This is a genomic window from Streptomyces sp. NPDC012794, assembly GCF_042901085.1.
GTDB lineage: Bacteria > Actinomycetota > Actinomycetes > Streptomycetales > Streptomycetaceae > Streptomyces.
This window is the reverse complement of record NZ_JBIBCI010000040.1, coordinates 1-15,807: the sequence shown is the minus strand read 5'-3', so window position 1 is coordinate 15,807 and position 15,807 is coordinate 1. Positions and strand designations below refer to the sequence as shown.

Below are 15,807 nucleotides of genomic sequence, written 5' to 3'. Positions count from 1 at the left end.
GGCCAGATCGCCTCCGGCGTCCTGCGCGTCGGCGAGGCCGTCACCGTGCTGCCCTCCGGCCGCACCTCGGTCATCGAAGGCATCGACGCCCTCGGAACCCCCGTCCCGAGCGCCCGCGCCCCGCAGTCCGTCACCCTCCGCCTGGCGGACGACGTCGACGTCTCCCGGGGCGACCTCATCGCCCCCGCCGGGACCGCCCCGCCCGCCACCCAGGACGTCGTCGCCACCGTGTGCCACGTCGCCGACCGGCCCCTCACGGTCGGCCAGCGCGTCCTGCTCAAGCACACCACCCGCACGGTCAAGGCGATCGTCAGGGAGATCCCCTCCCGGCTGACCCTCGACGACCTGTCCCAGCACCCCGACCCCGGCCGGCTGGCCGCCAACGACATCGGCCGGGTCGTCGTCCGCACCGGCGAGCCGCTCGCCCTCGACGCGTACGCCGACTCGCGCCGCACCGGCTCCTTCCTCCTCATCGACCCGGCCGACGGAACCACCCTGACCGCGGGCATGGCGGGCGAGGCCTTCACCGAGCACGAACGGACCCTCTGACGATGCCCCCACCGCGCCGCCCCGGCCCCGCCGCCGCCCTCGCACTGCTGCTCGCCGCCGCCCTCTCCGCCTGCGGATACGGATCCCGGGCCGTCCAGGTACCGGACGCCGCCCCGGCCGCGGCGACGGGCCGGAAGCTCTCCGCCGGCTCCGTGACCCTGGGCTACTTCCCCAACCTCACCCACGCCACCGCCCTGGTCGGCGTACGGGAGGGCCTGATCCAGCGGGAGCTGGGCGGGACCGCCCTGAAGACCACCACCTTCAAGGCCGGCCCCGCCGAGATCGAGGCCCTGAACGCCGGCTCCGTCGACATCGGCTTCATCGGCCCCTCGCCCGCCGTCAACGGCTACGTCCGCTCCAAGGGCCGGAACCTGAGGATCGTCTCCGGCGCGGCCTCCGGCGGCGTCAGGCTCGTGGTGAACCCGGCGAAGATCAAGTCCCTGGACGACCTCAAGGGCAAGAGGATCGCCACCCCGCAGCTCGGCAACACCCAGGACGTGGCCTTCCTCAACTGGATCGCCGCACGCGGCTGGAAGGTCGACGCGGCCGGCGGCAAGGGCGACGTCTCCGTCCTGCGCACCGACAACACCATCACCCCGGACGCCTACCGCTCCGGCGCCGTCGACGGCGCCTGGGTGCCGGAGCCCACCGCGTCCAAGCTCGTCGCCGAGGGCGCCGCCGTCCTGCTCGACGAGCGGGACCTGTGGCCCGGCGGGCAGTTCGTGATCACGAACGTCGTCGTGTCGCAGAAGTTCCTCAGGGAGCACCGGGACGTGGTCGAGGCCGTACTGCGCGGCACGGTGAAGACCAACGAGTGGATCAACTCCCACCGGGACGAGGCCAAGGCCTCGGCCAACGCCGCCCTGAAGACCCTCACCGGCAAGGAACTGGAGCCCGGGGTCGTCGACGCGGCCTGGCCGGGGATCCATTTCACCGACGACCCGCTCGCCACCACCCTGAAGACCCAGTCCGACCACGCGGTCGCGGCGGGCCTGCTGGAGGAGCCCGACCTGAACGGCATCTACGACCTCGGGCCGCTGAACGGGGTCCTCGGTTCCCTGCGCAAGCCCACCGTCGACCACGCGGGTCTGGGCACCGACGACCAAGGGAGGTGACCCGCGATGGCGACCGCCCTCATCAACGCGGAGCACGGCACCACCACGGCCCGGCGGGCCGTCCGCATCGAGCACGTGTCGAAGTCCTTCCCCGGCCCCGCCGGCCCCCAGGTGGTGCTGGACGACATCAGCCTGGACGTGGCTCCCGGCGAGTTCGTCACCCTCCTCGGCGCCTCCGGCTGCGGCAAGTCCACCCTGCTCAACCTGGTCGCCGGCCTCGACTCCCCGACCACCGGGACCATCGCCACCGAGGGCCGTGCCGCCCTGATGTTCCAGGACCACGCCCTCTTCCCCTGGCTCACCGCGGGCAGGAACATCGAACTGGCCCTGCGGCTGCGGGGGGTGGCCAAGGCCGACCGCAGACCCGAGGCCGAGCGGCTGCTGGAGCTGGTCCGCCTCGGCGGCGCGTACGGCAAGCGCGTCCACGAGCTCTCCGGCGGCATGCGCCAGCGCGTCGCCCTGGCCCGCGCCCTCGCCCAGGACAGCCGGCTGCTGCTGATGGACGAGCCCTTCGCGGCCCTCGACGCCATCACCCGCGACGTCCTGCACGGCGAACTCACCCGCATCTGGGCGGACGCGAACGCGAACGGCTCCGCCGCGGGGGGCCTGTCGGTCCTCTTCGTCACCCACAACGTCCGCGAGGCCGTCCGCCTCGCCCAGCGCGTCGTCCTCCTCTCCTCCCGCCCCGGCCGCGTCGCCCGCGAATGGGCCGTGGGCCTGGACCAGCCGCGCCGCATCGAGGACGCGGCCGTCGCCGACCTGTCCCTGGAGATCACCGAACACCTGCGAGGGGAGATCCGCCGCCATGGCCGGCACTGACCTCAGGCCCCGGACCGCCGCCAACGAGCTGGCCGGGCTGGACGCGCTCGAAACCCGCCCAGGATCCCGCACCCCGCTGCGCCGGGTGCTCCTGGCCAAGGCCCTGCCCCCGCTCACGGCCGTGGTCCTGGTGCTGACGGCGTGGCAGGTCCTCGCCGCGGCCCGGATCACCGACGACTACATGCTGCCGCCGCCGTCCGCGGTCTGGGACAGCCTGGCCGACCTGTGGTTCCGGGGCACCCTCTTCGACGTCGTGTGGACCAGCGTCTGGCGCGGCCTGTCCGGTTTCCTGCTGGCCCTGGCCATCGGCACCCCGCTCGGTCTGGTCGTGGCCCGGGTGAAGTCCGTCCGCGCCGCCGTCGGTCCGGTCCTGTCCGGCCTGCAGTCCCTGCCGTCGGTGGCCTGGGTGCCGCCGGCGGTGCTCTGGCTGGGCCTGGACGACTCGATGATGTACGCCGTGATCCTGCTCGGGGCCACCCCTTCCATCGCCAACGGCCTGGTCTCCGGCATCGACCAGGTCCCGCCGCTGTTCCTGCGGGCCGGCCGCTCGCTCGGCGCCACCGGCCTGCGCGGCGCCCGGTACGTGGTCATGCCGGCCGCCCTGCCGGGCTATCTGGCCGGCCTCAAGCAGGGCTGGGCCTTCTCCTGGCGCTCCCTGATGGCCGCCGAGATCATCGCCAGCTCCCCCGACCTCGGCCTGGGCCTCGGCCAGTTGCTGGAAGCGGGACGCGAGACCTCCGACATGGCCCGGATCTTCCTGGCCATCATCCTGATCCTGCTGGTCGGCATCGCCGTCGAACTGCTCGTCTTCGCCCCGGCGGAGCGCCGGATGCTGCGCCGCCGAGGCCTGCGCGGATGACGCCCCGCCCCGGAGCGGCCGGGCCCGGGTCAGCCCGCCGGGGCGAGGGCCCGCGCGCGGGCGGCGTCGTACCGGAGCAGTACGAGCCGCGCCAGTTCGGGAGCGGCGCCGAGCACGGCGCCCAGGTGGTCCGCCCCGGCTTCGGCGGCGCCCGCCGCGATGCGGTCCGGGAGCCGGCCCGGTGCCAGGACGTACGGGGCCACCGCGATCCGCCGCGCGCCCTCGGCGCGCAGCGCCCGTACGGCGTCCCCGGTGCGGGGGAAGGCGCCGCCGGAGGCGGACGCGGGCCGTACGGCCCGCCATCCGGTGCGCTGCCACCGCCGGGCGGCCCCGGCGAACGCGGCGGCCGCCTCCGGGTCGGTGGTGCCGGCGGCCGCGAGGACCACGGCGGTGGCCGCACGGGCCCCCGGGCCGACGCCGGCCTCGTACAGCCGGCGTTCCAGCGCGGCGGTCAGCAGCGGGTCGGGGCCCAGTACCGGTGCCTGGCGCACGGCCAGTGACGGCGGGGCCTGGCGCAGGAGGCCGGGCAGGTCGACCGCCGCGTGGAAGGCGTGGGTGAGCAGCAGCGGCTGCACCACGACCCTCCGGGCGCCGTGGCGGGCCAGGCGCTCCAGCGCGCCCGGCACGGAGGGCGGGTCGAAGTCCAGGAAGGCCGTGCCGACGGGCAGTCCGGGCCTCGTCGACCGGATCCGCCGGGTGAGCGCGCGGACCGTCCGCGCGTGCCGCGGGTCGCGGCTGCCGTGTGCGACCAGCAGCAGGAAGCCGCCCGTCTCCGGGCCCCCGCCCCCTCCGGACGGCACGGTCTAGCCCCCGACGAGGGCCGGCACGGGCCAGTAGGGCTCGTCCTGGAGCAGCATCGGGTCGTGGGTGAGGATCGCCCGCTCGTACTGGCTGAGGACGGGGGAGGGCTCGATGCCCTGCGACTCGATCATGTTGTGCCGGCACTGGCGGTAGACGGTCAGCGCGTCGAGCTGCCGCCCGCAGCGGTACAGGGCGCGCATGAGCAGCATGCAGAACTGCTCGTGGTTCGGGTTGCGCGAGTACAGCTCGGTGAGCTCCGGGAGAATCCGTTCGTGGCCGCCGGTTCGGAGTTCTAGATCGTAAAGCAGAATGAGTGCGGAATTACGGGCCTCCAGATATCGGGTGGAGGCGGTGCGGCAGATCGGTCCTCCGGCCAGTCCGCCGAATACCGGGCCGCGCCACCGGGATAATCCCTCACGAAGATCGGCGATGTTCTGGCGGTGGCCGGAGAGGGTGTCCGTTCCGGAGCGCGCGTGGACCGCGTCCACCGTGTCGAGGAACAGGTAGGCGTCGAGTTCCCACCGGTCGAAGAGGAACTGGTAGCCGGAGGTGCTCGTCACCACCCGCGAGCCCTCCCGTTCGGGCTCCACCGCGGCCAGGGTCCTGCGGACCCTGCTGACCTGCGCCTGGAGGGCGTTCTCGACCTTGTTGGGGGGTGTGGTCCCCCACAGTTCGAGGATGAGGGAGTCGACCGTGACGAGGGATCCGCCGGCCGCGAGCAGCGTCGCCAGGAGCGTCTGCTGCATGGCGCCGCCGAGCCTGACGGCGACTCTCTGTTTCATTATCTCTATGGAGCCTAGGACTGAGAACAGCAACACAAACATCTCCCCGCGAGATGGAAAGAGAACGGTGTCGTGTGCGTGCTTGTGCCGGTCGTGCGATTCGGTCCTGAAGGAATGCCGATGGCGTGCTCGTGGTGCTCTGAATTCCTAGTGGACCGATCGGTCCCGACCGTACTTGCTCAGGTGGGAGCATGTCAATGAAGCCCGCGCATCCGTGGGAATGCCGCGCCGGGGGGCAAACGCGACAAGGCCGTGCAACACGTCCGGCACCGGATGCGGGGGATCCAATGGGTGCGCCGGACGTGCTGCACGGCCGATCGGGGGGGAGGGGGGAGCCGCCGCGGCGGCTCCCCCCTCCGGTCAGGCGTTGGCCTTCTGGCGGTAGCGGGCGGCGCCCGCCAGGGCCACGAGGGTCACGCCGAGGGTGATGGCGGTGACGGTCCACAGGCCGGCCCGGTAGGGCGCGATCCCGCCGGCGCTGAGCGAGAAGACGGTGGCGGTGATCGCGATGACCACGCCGTTGCCGATCTGCGCGCCGGCGTTGAACAGGCCCGAGACCAGGCCCTGCTCGTCCGGCGCGGCCGTGCCGACGGCGGCGATGTTCAGCGCCGGGTAGACGGCGGCGAAGCCGAGGCCGCCGAGGAGCTGCTGCGCGAACAGCGTGACCAGCGGGTCGACCTGGCCCATCAGCAGGACCCAGCCGAGGTAGCCGATGCTCAGCAGGACCAGGCCGCCGGTCGCGACGGGCCAGGCACCGTACTTGGTGACCAGCGCGGCGCCGTAGCGGGCGGTGCCCGCGGTCAGCACGCCGCCGAGCAGGAAGGCGAGGCCGGCCTCGAGCGGGGTCCAGCCCAGCTGCTCCTGGTAGTAGAGGGTCAGTACGAACTGGAAGGAGACGTAGGCGCCGAAGAAGAGCATGGCGATCAGGGACCGGGTCAGCTGGCCCTTGCGGAAGACCGACAGGGGCACCAGCGGGGCCGGGTGCCGGCTCTCGACGAGGACGAACAGCGGGAAGAGGACGGCGGCGGCGATCAGCGAGCCGATGGTCTGAGCGTCGCCCCAGCCGTCGCTGGCGGCCCGGCTGAGTCCGTAGACGAGCGCCACCGCGCCCGCCGTCACCGTGACCGCGCCGAGGATGTCGAGGCTGCCGCTCTTGCCCTTCTCCTGCTGCGAGGGGACCACCGAGGCGGCGAGCAGGGCGACCAGGAGGCCGGCCACGGCCGGGGCGAACAGGACGAGCCGCCAGGAGACGCCCGCCATCAGGCCGCCGAGGATCAGGCCGAGGGAGTAACCGGCCGAGGCCACGGCCAGGAAGGTGCCGAGGGCACGGTTGCGTGACTGCTCGTCACGGAAGGCGTCGAGCAGGATCGCCATGGCGGCCGGTGCGGTGATGCCGGCGCTGACGCCCTTGAGCAGCCGGGCGACGACCAGGACCACGCCGTCGTCGGCGATGCCGCCGAGCACACTGGCGACGACGAAGACCACCAGCCAGCCGATCAGCAGCTTCTTGCGGTTGTAGAGGTCGGCCAGCCGGCCGCCCAGGAGCAGGAAGCCGCCGAAGCCCAGCGCGTACGCCGAGACGACCCACTGGAGTGCGGAGGTCGACATCCCCAGGTCCGCCTGGACCAGGGGGAGGGCCGGTCCCATGCTCGCGATGTCCATCGCGTCGAGGAACTGCACCGCGCACACGACCAGGAGCAGCAGGGGAAGGCTCTTGACCGCGGGGGCGGGCGGTACCACCCGTGCGATGGGAGGAGAGGTCGGGGATGCCTCGGTCATGATCAGACTCCGATCGGAGTGTCGTCGGAAGCGGTGAGCTCTACGAAAGAATGACGGACCGATCAGTCCTGGACTGATCGGTCCATTTCTAGCGCTCACAAACCCCTGTGTCAAACGTATGCTGGGAACCGCGGGGGAGAGGCGAAGGAGTTGAGACATGGCGCGCACACCGGCACCAGGCACGAGGCGGCGGATCCTGGAAGCCTCGGCCAAACTCTTCGGTGAGCAGGGGGTCCGGGCCGTCGGCATGCAGCAGGTGATCGACGCGACCGGAGTGGGCAAGAGCCTCCTCTACCGCGAGTTCGCCAGCAAGGACGAACTGATCGCGGCCTGGCTGCGCGAGAGCGACGCGCAGTGGTGGGAGCAGGCCGAAGAGGTCACCGCGCCCTACCCCGGTGACCCGGCCCGGCAGATCCTCGCGCTGATGGAGTTCTTCCACGCCAGCGTCCGGGAGCCCGACTTCCACGGCTGCATCTACTACAACACCTCCAGCGAGTTCCGCGAGCCCTCCCACCCGGGCCGCCAGGAGGCGAAGCTGCACCTCAAGGGCCTGCGCAACTGGTTCCGCGACCGCGGCGCCCAGGCCGGCGCGGAGGACCCCGACGCCCTCGCCGACACCCTGATGCTCATCGTCGGCGGCACGCTGGCCAACGGCGAGGTCCTCGGCGAGGACGGCCCCGCCCGCATGGCCCTGGCCGCCACCGAGCTGGTCCTGCGCCAGCACGTGCCCAACGCCCTGGCGGGCGCCACCCTCTGACGGCCCGCCCGCCCCGCGCCCGGCCCCGCGGCACCGGAATGCCGCGGGGCCGGAGTGCGTCCGCGGACGCTCCACCTCAGGGGCCGCCGGCGCCGGTACGGGTCGGCCGGGCGTGCCGTACCGCCACCCCGTGCTCCTCGTAACCGTCGTTGTAGGTGAACGACTGCGGCATCCTGTCGTGGAACTGGTAGTCGGCTTGAATTCGACCGTCCTCGGCGAGCACGACGATGTCCTGGCCGGACATCTCCATCTCGCCCGAGGCCGCCGAGACCATCACCCAGTTGAACCGGACGACGTCGTGGTGGCCGGTCGCGTTGTGCGAGGACCGGAACTCGTAGCCCATCGGGCCGTACACCTCGTGCGTGTAGGCCAGCTGGTCCAGGAGCGCCGCGTGCCCCCGGATCGGATCCTTGCGGTAGAAGACGTAGACGCAGTCCGGCGCGTACAGGCCGTACACCATGTCGCGCCTGCGCCTCTCGTCCTTCTCGTTCCACAACGCCACGTAGCGCGCGAGGAGTTCGTTGGGTCGGGGCAGCATGACGGGGTACCTCCGGGTTCCTCTGGAACGCCGCCCGCTCAGCACCCCGCGGCGTACCGCGGCAGCAGCTGGGCCAGGTCGGCCGTGATCGCGCGGGCGTGGGCGCTCAGGTAGAAGTGGTCCCCGGGGAAGGTCCGGCACCCCAGGAACTCCGGGGTCCGCCCGGCCCACGACCGCATGGCGCCGGGCGCGAGGAGGGGATCCTCACGCCCGGAGTAGGCGACGACGGGACAGCCCACGGCCGCCCCGTCGTCCGAGAAGTCGGCGCAGACCGCGCCGTCCGCGCCCATCGCGCGGACCGCCCCCGCCAGCAGCTCCGGATCCCCGGCGACCGCCTCCGGCAGACCGCCCAGCAGCCGCAGCGCCTCCAGCGGGTCCGAGGTCAGCGCCGCCGGCGCCGAGAACCCCCGCGGGGCCCACCCCGACACGGCCAGGAGCACCGGCGCGGGCAGGCCCCGCCGCTCGGTCTCCACCGTCAGCCGGTAGCCCAGCAGCGCGCCCATCGAGTGCCCGAACACCGCGTACGGGCGCTCGTCCATCTCGTCCGACACCACCCGGGCCAGGGCCTCCACCAGCGGACCGAGCCGCGTGTACGGAGCCTCGCGCCGCCGCTCCTGACGCCCGGGCAGCTGCACCGCCCGGCAGGCCACCGACCCGGGCAGCCACCCCGGCCACGCGCGGTACATCGACGCGCCGCCCCCGCTGTGGTGCAGCAGGAACAGCCGCAGCTCCGCGTCCGGTTCGGCGTCGGCCGGATGCAGCCACCGCGACGCGCCCTGCACCTGCGGCAGCGGTCCCGGCGGCAGGGGACCCCGTACGGCGTCCACGGCGGTCTAACCCGCGGGCACGGGCGCGGGGGAGGCGGCCCCGGCCTCGGCGAACCGCTCCCGCAGCACCCGCCGCAGCACCTTCCCGGTGGGATTGCGCGGCAGCGCCCCGACGATGTCGTACCCCGTGGGGATCTTGAACCCGGCGATCCTGCCGTTCAGGAACCGCAGGAACTCCCGGGGCGTCGCCGCGGCACCCTCGCGCAGCACCACCGCGGCCCGTACGGCCTCACCCCAATCGGGGTGCGGGACTCCGTACACGCAGACCTCCGCCACCGCCGGGTGGGCCCGCAGCGCGTTCTCGACCTCCGTGGGATAGATGTTCTGGCCGGCCACGATGACGGTGTCGTTGACCCGGTCGGCGAGGAACAGGTAGCCGTCGGCGTCGAGACGGCCCATGTCGCCCATCGACAGCCACTCGCCGCCCTCGCCCGACAGCGCCCGGGCGGTCACCTCCGGCAGCCGCCAGTACCCCAGGAAACGTGCGGGGCTGCGGACCACCACCCGCCCGACCTCACCGGCCGGCAGCTCGCGGCCCTCCCGGTCCAGGATCCGCAGCCCGACACCGGGCACGGCCCGGCCCGCCGAGCCGAGCACCCGGCTGTCCGCGGTGTGGTCCCCCGGCGGCAGAACGGTCAGGAAACTGCCCGCCTCCGCCGAGGAGTAGCCCTGCGCCAGCTCGCAGTCGAGTACGTCGATGCAGGTCAGCAGTAGCTCGCGGTCGATCGGCGAACCGCTGTAGACCACCTTGCGCAGCGTCTTGAAGGTGTCGCGGGTGGTGCCCCGCTCCGCCAGCATCATCCGCAGCATCGCGGGCGCCGCCCACAGGGTGGTGACCGCGTGCCGCTCGATGAGCCGGGTCGCCTCGTCGGCGATGAACTGCCGCATGACCACCGTGGTGGCACCGGCGTTGAAGGAGTGCATGAACCAGCCGAAGCCGGCGGTGTGCAGCCCCGGGAAGCAGCTCAGCCCCCGGTCCTCGGGCCGCCAGTCGATCCAGTCCACCCCGGCCGCCCGGGTGTCGGCGATGAAGGTGAAGAACGTCCGCTGCGCCAGCACCACTCCCTTCGGCAGCCCGGTCGTCCCGCTCGTGTACAGCTGCGCGACCGCGTCGTCGAAGCCGGCCCCGCCGGCCGCCGGCGGATCGGAGTCCGGTCCGCCCGCCTTCCAGTCGAGGAAGCCGCCCGCCACATGGCGGTCGGAGTCCGCCTCGACGACCTGCCGCAACTGCGGCAGCACCGCCCGCAGCTCGTCCACCAGCGGACGGAACTCCCGCTCCACGAAGAGCAGCTCCGCCTGCGAGTCGCGCAGGATGTGCTCGACCTCGCCGAGCGTCAGCCGCGAGTTCACCGGCACCAGCACCACGCCCGCCTTCGCGCAGCCCAGCGCCAGGTCGTAGTAGTGCTCCGACTCCCGGCCCAGATAGCCGACCCGCGCCCCGGGCGCCAGGCCCGCGGCCAGCAGCGCGTGCGCGGTCCGGTTGCTCTCCCGGTGCAGTTCGGCGAAGGTCAGCGCGCGGTCCTCGCAGATCACCGCGGGCTGGTCGGGCCGGGTCCGGGCGTGCAGCGCCGCGCGGGCGGCGAGGGTCCGGTCCTCCGTACGGTTGTCCATGGGTTTCCCTTGTTCGTGGTTCGAAGGGTCGGGGCGGGGGCGGGGGTTCAGGCGGCCGGCGCGGCCGGCACCGGACCGGCGGCCAGCCGGACGGACAGCTGCTCGGCGAGCTCCTCCACCGACGGGTGGTCGAAGACCACCGAGGAGACGAGCGGGATCCCGAGCCGCGTCTGGAGCCGGTTCTTCAGCACGATCGCCGTCAGCGAGTCCACGCCGAGCTCCAGGAACCCGGCCCGGGTGTCGACGTACTCCGGGTCGTCGATCGCCAGCAGCGCCGCCACCGTCGCGCGGACCAGGGCGACCAGCGCCGACCGCCGCTCCCCGGGCGCGGCCGCCGCCAGCACCTCCACGTCCACCGGCGCGGCAGAGGCGGCCGCCCGCGCCGTCCGCTCGGCGGCCGCCGCCTCCACCGGGCGGTCCGGCAGCCGGCTGAAGCCCATCCCGGACAGCTCCATCACCGGCCGGCCGTCCTCCTCCAGCAGCAGCACGTCCAGGGTGAACGCCGGGCCGGCCGCCCCGGCGTCCTCGGCGCGCGTGACCCGGGCCGCGGAGCGCAGCACCTCCCCGCGCGGCTTCTTGAAGGCGCGCAGCCGGCCCACGCTCGTGGCCACGTACCGGTGCCCGTCGTCGGCGAGCGCCGCCAGCCCGTGCGTCGCCCCGTCCAGCAGCGGCGGCGGCAGCAGCTCGGCCCGGGACAGGTCCCGGCCCGACAGCTCCGTCACCGCGAAGTCCGGGCCGTACGCCGCCACCCGGCGGGCCCGCAGGAACTGCGGCCCGTACTCCAGCCCGGCCCCGGCGTACGCGGCCCTCACCTCCTCGCCGTCCAGCACCCGTGAGGGCTCGTCGTCGGCGAGGGCCCCGGCCAGCGCCAGCAGGGTCCGGCCCGGACCCGCCAGACCGCTGCCCGCGTAGTCCGCGTCGGCGGCGACGGAGGCGGTGGCGTGGATCCGCTCGGCGGCCCCGGGCTCGTCGGGGGCCCGGCTGGAGACCTCCACCGCCAGGCGCCCGTCCGGGGCGGGCAGCACCCGGGTCAGCAGCAGCACCGGACGGTCCGACAGGAACAGCGCCTCGTGGAAGCGGACGTCCTCCACCGCCCGGCCGGTGTCCCCGTGCACCTCGTCCTGCACCGCCAGCAGCAGCTCCAGATAGGCCGAAGCGGGCAGGAAGGCCTGGCCGCCGATGGTGTGGTCCGCGAGGTACGCGGGCTGCGCGGCGCTGATCCGCGCCCTGAACTCCCGCCCCGGCCCGCCCCGCCCGGTCTCGCGGCCCAGCAGCGGATGCCCGCCGTCGGCCGCCCCGCGCCCGGCGGGACGGGCCGGGAGCCGGTAGCCGCGCCGGTCGAAGGCGTACCCCGGCAGCGCGATCCGCCGCCCGGGCCCGCCGGCGTGCACCGCGGCCCAGTCGATGTTCAGCCCCGCCGCGTACGCGCCCGCCAGCGCGGCGTCCAGGGCCGCTCCCGAGGTGTCCTTCGCACGCAGACTGCTCAGCCAGCGGTGCTGCTCCTGCGGCACCCCCCGCCGGGCCAGCGAGGTCAGCGCCGAGGACGGCCCCACCTCCAGGAACACGTGCCGGCCGCGCTCCGCGATGGTGCGCACCCCGGCCGCGAACTCGACCGTCTCGTTGACGTGGCGCACCCAGTACCCGGGCGTCGCCAGCTCCCGGGGATCCGCGATCCGCCCCGTCAGGTTCGACACGACCGGCAGCCGCGGCTCGTGGAAGGCGATCCCGCGCAGCACCTCGGCCAGCGGCTCGGACACCTCCGCCATCAGCGGCGAGTGGAACGCCGCGTTCACGTGCAGCTCCGTCACCGTCCGGCCCGCCGCCCGCAGCTCCTCCACCGCCCGCGCCAGCGCCCCGGCCGCGCCGGAGACCACGCACTGCTGCGGGGCGTTGACCGCCGCGACGGCCAGCCCGGGCCACTTCTCCAGCAGCGGCCGCACCTCCTCCACGGGCGCCGACACCGCCGCCATCGACCCCGGCGCGCGCACCGACTCGATCAGCCGGGAGCGCGCCGCGAGGAACGCGACCCCGTCCGCGAGGGTGAACAGCCCGGCCACCGTCGCCGCGACGATCTCACCGACGCTGTGCCCGATCAGCACGCTCGGCCGCACCCCCCACGACAGCCACAGCCGCGCCAGCGCGTACTCCAGGGTGAACAGCGCCGCGTGCGTGAAGGACGTACGGGCCAGGGTCTCCTCGGCGTCCGGCGCCTCGCCGAACATCACCGCCGCCACGGAACGCCCCAGCAGCGGGGCGAAGAGCGCGTCGCACTTGTCGACGTACCGGGTGAACACGCGGTGGCGGCCGTACAGGGCCCGCCCCATGCCCACGTACTGCGAACCGGAGCCGGTGAACAGGAAGGCCGTCTTGCGGAACGCGTCGGGCTTGTCCTCCCCGCTCGGCGGCGCGCTCCACCGCTCCAGGTGGGCGGCCAGCTCACCGGTCGACGCCACCGCCGCCGCCACCCGGTGGCGGAAGTGGGAGCGGCCCGTGGCACGGGTGCGGCACAGGTCGGCGAGGCCGGTGTCCGGATGCCCGGCGAGGAAACGGGCGTACCGCTCGGCCTGGAGCCGCAGCGCCGGCCGCGACTTGGCCGACAGGGTGAACACGTGCCCGCGCTCCTCCCGCTCCGGGGCCGCCGGCGCCGCCGCGCCCGCCGCCGGGGGCTCCTCCACGACCGCGCCTTCGGCCTCCGCCGCCGGGGGCTCCTCCAGCACCGCCACCGCGATGGCCCCGGCGACCCCGAAGCCGTTGACCGTGGCCCGGCGCACGGGCGCCTTCCACTCCCGCTCCTCGGCCGCCACCTCGATCGGGTAGGTCTCCCACGGGATCCGCCCGGACAGGTTCCGCCACACGTGCGGGAAGAAGGCACCCGCACGCATCTGCGTGATCACCTTGATGACCGCGCCCAGCCCGGCCGCCGGCTCCATGTGCCCGATGTTGGCCTTCAGCGAGCCGATGACCAGCGGGTCCCCCTTGTCGCGCGACGCACCGAACACCCCGTTGACCGAACCCATCTCGATCGGGTCGCCCAGCGGGGTCCCCGTCCCGTGCGCCTCCACGTACTGGATGTCGCCCGGCTCCAGCCGCGCGTCCGCCAGCGCCGCCCGCATCACGGCCTCCTGCGCCGTGCCGTTGGGCGCGCTCAGGCCCGCGCTCTCGCCGTCCTGCCCGATCGCGGTTCCGCGTACGAGCGCCAGCACCCGGTCCCCGTCCGCCAGCGCGTCGGAGAGCCGCTTGAGCACCAGCGCCCCGCAGCCCTCGGCGCGCGCGTAGCCGTCCGCGCTCTCGTCGAAGGTCTTGCAGTGCCCGTCCGGGGCCAGCATCTGGGCGTGCGAGAGGATCACGTACGAGCGCGGGCTGTGCAGGGTGTTGACCCCTGCGCACAGCGCGATCCCGCACTCCCGGCGCCGCAGCCCCTCCACCGCCAGGTGCAGGGCGGTCAGGGAGGCCGCGCACGCGGTGTCGGTCGTCAGGCTCGGACCGCGCCAGCCCAGGAAGTACGAGAGCCGCCCCGACAGGGAGTACGCGCCCAGCCCGGTCGTCAGGCTCCCGTCGAGCTGCTCGTCCGAGAGGCCCTCCAGTTCCAGCGCGAAGTCCAGCGGCGAGGCACCCACGTAGACGCCGCCGTCACCGTGCCGGAGCCCGGCCGGGTCGATGCCGGCGTCCTCCAGGGCCTGCCACACCGTCTCCATCAGCAGCCGCTGCGCGGGATCGATGAAAGGAGCGTCCTTGGGCGGGATGTTGAAGAACTGCGCGTCGAACTCGTCTATACGGTCGAGAAAACCGCCCGCGACCGCGGTGATCGAACCGTCGGCCACCTCCGGAACCCAGCGGTCGCGCGGCAGCGGACCGATTCCGGAACGGCCCTCCCGCAAAAAGGCTTCCAGCTCGTCAATGGAATTGTTTCCGCCGGGCAGGCGCATTCCGATACCGACCACGGCGATCGGCTCGTGCCTCTCCGAAAGGAACCGACCGAGTTCCTTTTCCTGCCTGCGGACCGTTTCCTCCGCGGCTTCGAGCCTTTCCCGTACATCGCGCTCTTCCGGAGTCCCGGGCATGGCGGCCGCCCCTCTCAATTCGCTTCGAAGATATCGGCCAGGACGTCCGAGGCCAGATAGTCGGTCAGCCGCTCGACGGTGGGCTGGTTGAACAGGGCCGTACTGCTGATGCCCCGCCCCAGCCGCTCCTCCAGCCGCTGCTTGACCATGGTGAGCAGCAAGGACGTCATGCCGAGCTCGAAGAAACTGTCCTCCAGGGGCAGCTCTTCGTCATCGGGCATGAGCAGCGCCGTCTTGAATTCCGCCACGACGATTTCTTCCAGAACCGTCCGGCGTTCCGACCGGGGTGAGGCCACCAATTGATCCGTCATACCGGCCGAGTGAAGCACAGCGCTCGTGACGGTCGGCTGACGCCCTCCTGACTAGCCGGCTCCGTCAGTTCACCGTCAGCAGGCCTGTGGGAGCCTCGGTGGAGCAGCAGTGCGTGAGATCCGGCGTGGAGGAGCCAATCATGCAGACCGAAGCACGGGAAGAACTGCGGGCCAACGGATATTCGTTGCTGCCGGCCGACCGGCTCGTCATCGACGCCGAATTGCGGCAGCACGTCAAGGAATTGGCCGCCGAATGGGAGCACCTGGAGACGGACCAGTACCTGAAGGGCGGCTCCCGCTTCCGCGAGCGCCGCTACGACCGCTTCTTCTTCGTGCCCCGCACCGGAGAGGTCCGGCTGCGCCCGCACCGCCCCTACTTCCAGTCGATGAACGCCAACGACTACGCCGGCGGCATCGACCGCGACGTGGCGCCGCTGAGCCGCACCACCCTGGACAACCCGCTGCTGACCCGGCTCCTGCGCACCGACTTCGAGAAGTTCCCCGTGCCCGAGGAGTCCTGGCTGGACGACCCCTGGGACGTCCAGTGCCACCAGTTCCGGATCATCAGCACCCCCAACGAGACGGGGGAGCCCACCCCGGAGGGCCCGCACCGCGACGAGGTCGACTTCGGCGCGATCCACCTGATGGGCCGCTTCAACGCCCGCGGCGGCGAGTCCCAGGTCTACAGCCTGGACAAGGACCTCGTGGCCGAGTTCTGCCTGACCGAGCAGATGGACACCATGTTCTGGGCCGACGCGCAGATCCTCCACGCCGTCCGCCCGATCCACCCCGTCGACCCGGGGAAGGCGGCGGTCCGGGACGTGCTGATCCTGGGCTACAAGCACGAGCCGGAGCTGCGCCGCGAAGAGCGGGACGCGGGCTGACATGGTGACGCGTACCCAGATCCGCCGTGTCGACCGGGTGATCATCCGTTTCGCGGGTGACTCGGGTGACGGTATGCAGCTGACGGGTGACCGTTTCACCTCGGAGACGGCGTC

At 73.1% G+C, this 15,807-nt stretch carries 13 protein-coding genes and 1 pseudogene; 6 read left to right on the top strand and 8 right to left on the bottom strand.

Features of this window, described 5'->3' with window-relative positions:
- From ACFY7H_RS33585 to ACFY7H_RS33570, 4 genes and pseudogenes are all read left to right on the top strand, one after another.
- Window positions 1-549 (top strand): annotated as a pseudogene (locus ACFY7H_RS33585) (hypothetical protein); the annotation flags it as partial.
- A 2-nt stretch (window positions 550-551) separates the two neighbouring features.
- The gene (locus ACFY7H_RS33580) at window positions 552-1,664 is read left to right on the top strand and encodes an aliphatic sulfonate ABC transporter substrate-binding protein (RefSeq protein WP_388946359.1); all 1,113 of its coding nucleotides are present in this window, start codon (window positions 552-554) and stop codon (window positions 1,662-1,664) included.
- A gap of 6 nt (window positions 1,665-1,670) precedes the next feature.
- Entirely contained in the window at window positions 1,671-2,483 is an 813-nt protein-coding gene (locus tag ACFY7H_RS33575) for an ABC transporter ATP-binding protein (RefSeq protein ID WP_388946357.1), read from the top strand.
- Window positions 2,470-3,342, top strand: a complete 873-nt coding sequence (locus ACFY7H_RS33570; RefSeq protein WP_388946354.1) for an ABC transporter permease — start codon at window positions 2,470-2,472, stop codon at window positions 3,340-3,342. The genes ACFY7H_RS33575 and ACFY7H_RS33570 overlap by 14 nt, the downstream gene beginning before the upstream one ends.
- A gap of 29 nt (window positions 3,343-3,371) precedes the next feature.
- Here the strand turns inward: ACFY7H_RS33570 and ACFY7H_RS33565 are convergent, their stop codons facing one another.
- The 3 genes from ACFY7H_RS33565 to ACFY7H_RS33555 form a co-directional block, all read right to left on the bottom strand.
- Complete coding sequence (locus tag ACFY7H_RS33565) at window positions 3,372-4,142, bottom strand: sirohydrochlorin chelatase (protein WP_388946352.1); 771 nt, start codon at window positions 4,140-4,142, stop codon at window positions 3,372-3,374.
- A gap of 3 nt (window positions 4,143-4,145) precedes the next feature.
- Window positions 4,146-4,925: a BTAD domain-containing putative transcriptional regulator gene (locus ACFY7H_RS33560; protein WP_388946348.1), complete on the bottom strand. Its 780-nt coding sequence runs from the start codon at window positions 4,923-4,925 to the stop codon at window positions 4,146-4,148.
- 360 nt (window positions 4,926-5,285) lie between these two features.
- On the bottom strand, window positions 5,286-6,704 hold the full coding sequence (locus ACFY7H_RS33555; RefSeq protein ID WP_388946346.1) for an MFS transporter: 1,419 nt from the start codon (window positions 6,702-6,704) through the stop codon (window positions 5,286-5,288).
- 157 nt (window positions 6,705-6,861) lie between these two features.
- Here ACFY7H_RS33555 and ACFY7H_RS33550 point away from each other — a divergent pair, with 157 nt between their 5' ends.
- Window positions 6,862-7,461 carry a TetR/AcrR family transcriptional regulator gene (locus ACFY7H_RS33550; protein WP_388946343.1) on the top strand — a complete coding sequence of 200 codons (600 nt, stop codon included), beginning with the start codon at window positions 6,862-6,864 and terminating at the stop codon, window positions 7,459-7,461.
- 76 nt (window positions 7,462-7,537) lie between these two features.
- Here the strand turns inward: ACFY7H_RS33550 and ACFY7H_RS33545 are convergent, their stop codons facing one another.
- Genes ACFY7H_RS33545 through ACFY7H_RS33525 form a run of 5 tightly spaced genes read right to left on the bottom strand, consistent with a single transcriptional unit; the run spans window position 7,538 to window position 14,809 of the window.
- Window positions 7,538-7,999, bottom strand: a complete 462-nt coding sequence (locus ACFY7H_RS33545; protein WP_388946341.1) for a nuclear transport factor 2 family protein — start codon at window positions 7,997-7,999, stop codon at window positions 7,538-7,540.
- Window positions 8,000-8,037: 38 nt separating this feature from the next.
- The gene (locus ACFY7H_RS33540) at window positions 8,038-8,826 is read right to left on the bottom strand and encodes a thioesterase II family protein (RefSeq protein WP_388946339.1); all 789 of its coding nucleotides are present in this window, start codon (window positions 8,824-8,826) and stop codon (window positions 8,038-8,040) included.
- A gap of 6 nt (window positions 8,827-8,832) precedes the next feature.
- Window positions 8,833-10,437, bottom strand: a complete 1,605-nt coding sequence (locus ACFY7H_RS33535; RefSeq protein ID WP_388946336.1) for a long-chain-fatty-acid--CoA ligase — start codon at window positions 10,435-10,437, stop codon at window positions 8,833-8,835.
- Between the two features lie 47 nt (window positions 10,438-10,484).
- On the bottom strand, window positions 10,485-14,498 hold the full coding sequence (locus ACFY7H_RS33530; protein WP_388946333.1) for a type I polyketide synthase: 4,014 nt from the start codon (window positions 14,496-14,498) through the stop codon (window positions 10,485-10,487).
- A 14-nt stretch (window positions 14,499-14,512) separates the two neighbouring features.
- The gene (locus ACFY7H_RS33525) at window positions 14,513-14,809 is read right to left on the bottom strand and encodes an acyl carrier protein (protein WP_362473016.1); all 297 of its coding nucleotides are present in this window, start codon (window positions 14,807-14,809) and stop codon (window positions 14,513-14,515) included.
- 140 nt (window positions 14,810-14,949) lie between these two features.
- Between ACFY7H_RS33525 and ACFY7H_RS33520 the strand changes: the two genes are divergently transcribed.
- On the top strand, window positions 14,950-15,693 hold the full coding sequence (locus tag ACFY7H_RS33520) for a 2OG-Fe dioxygenase family protein (RefSeq protein WP_388946330.1): 744 nt from the start codon (window positions 14,950-14,952) through the stop codon (window positions 15,691-15,693).
- Window positions 15,694-15,807 lie beyond the last annotated feature (114 nt).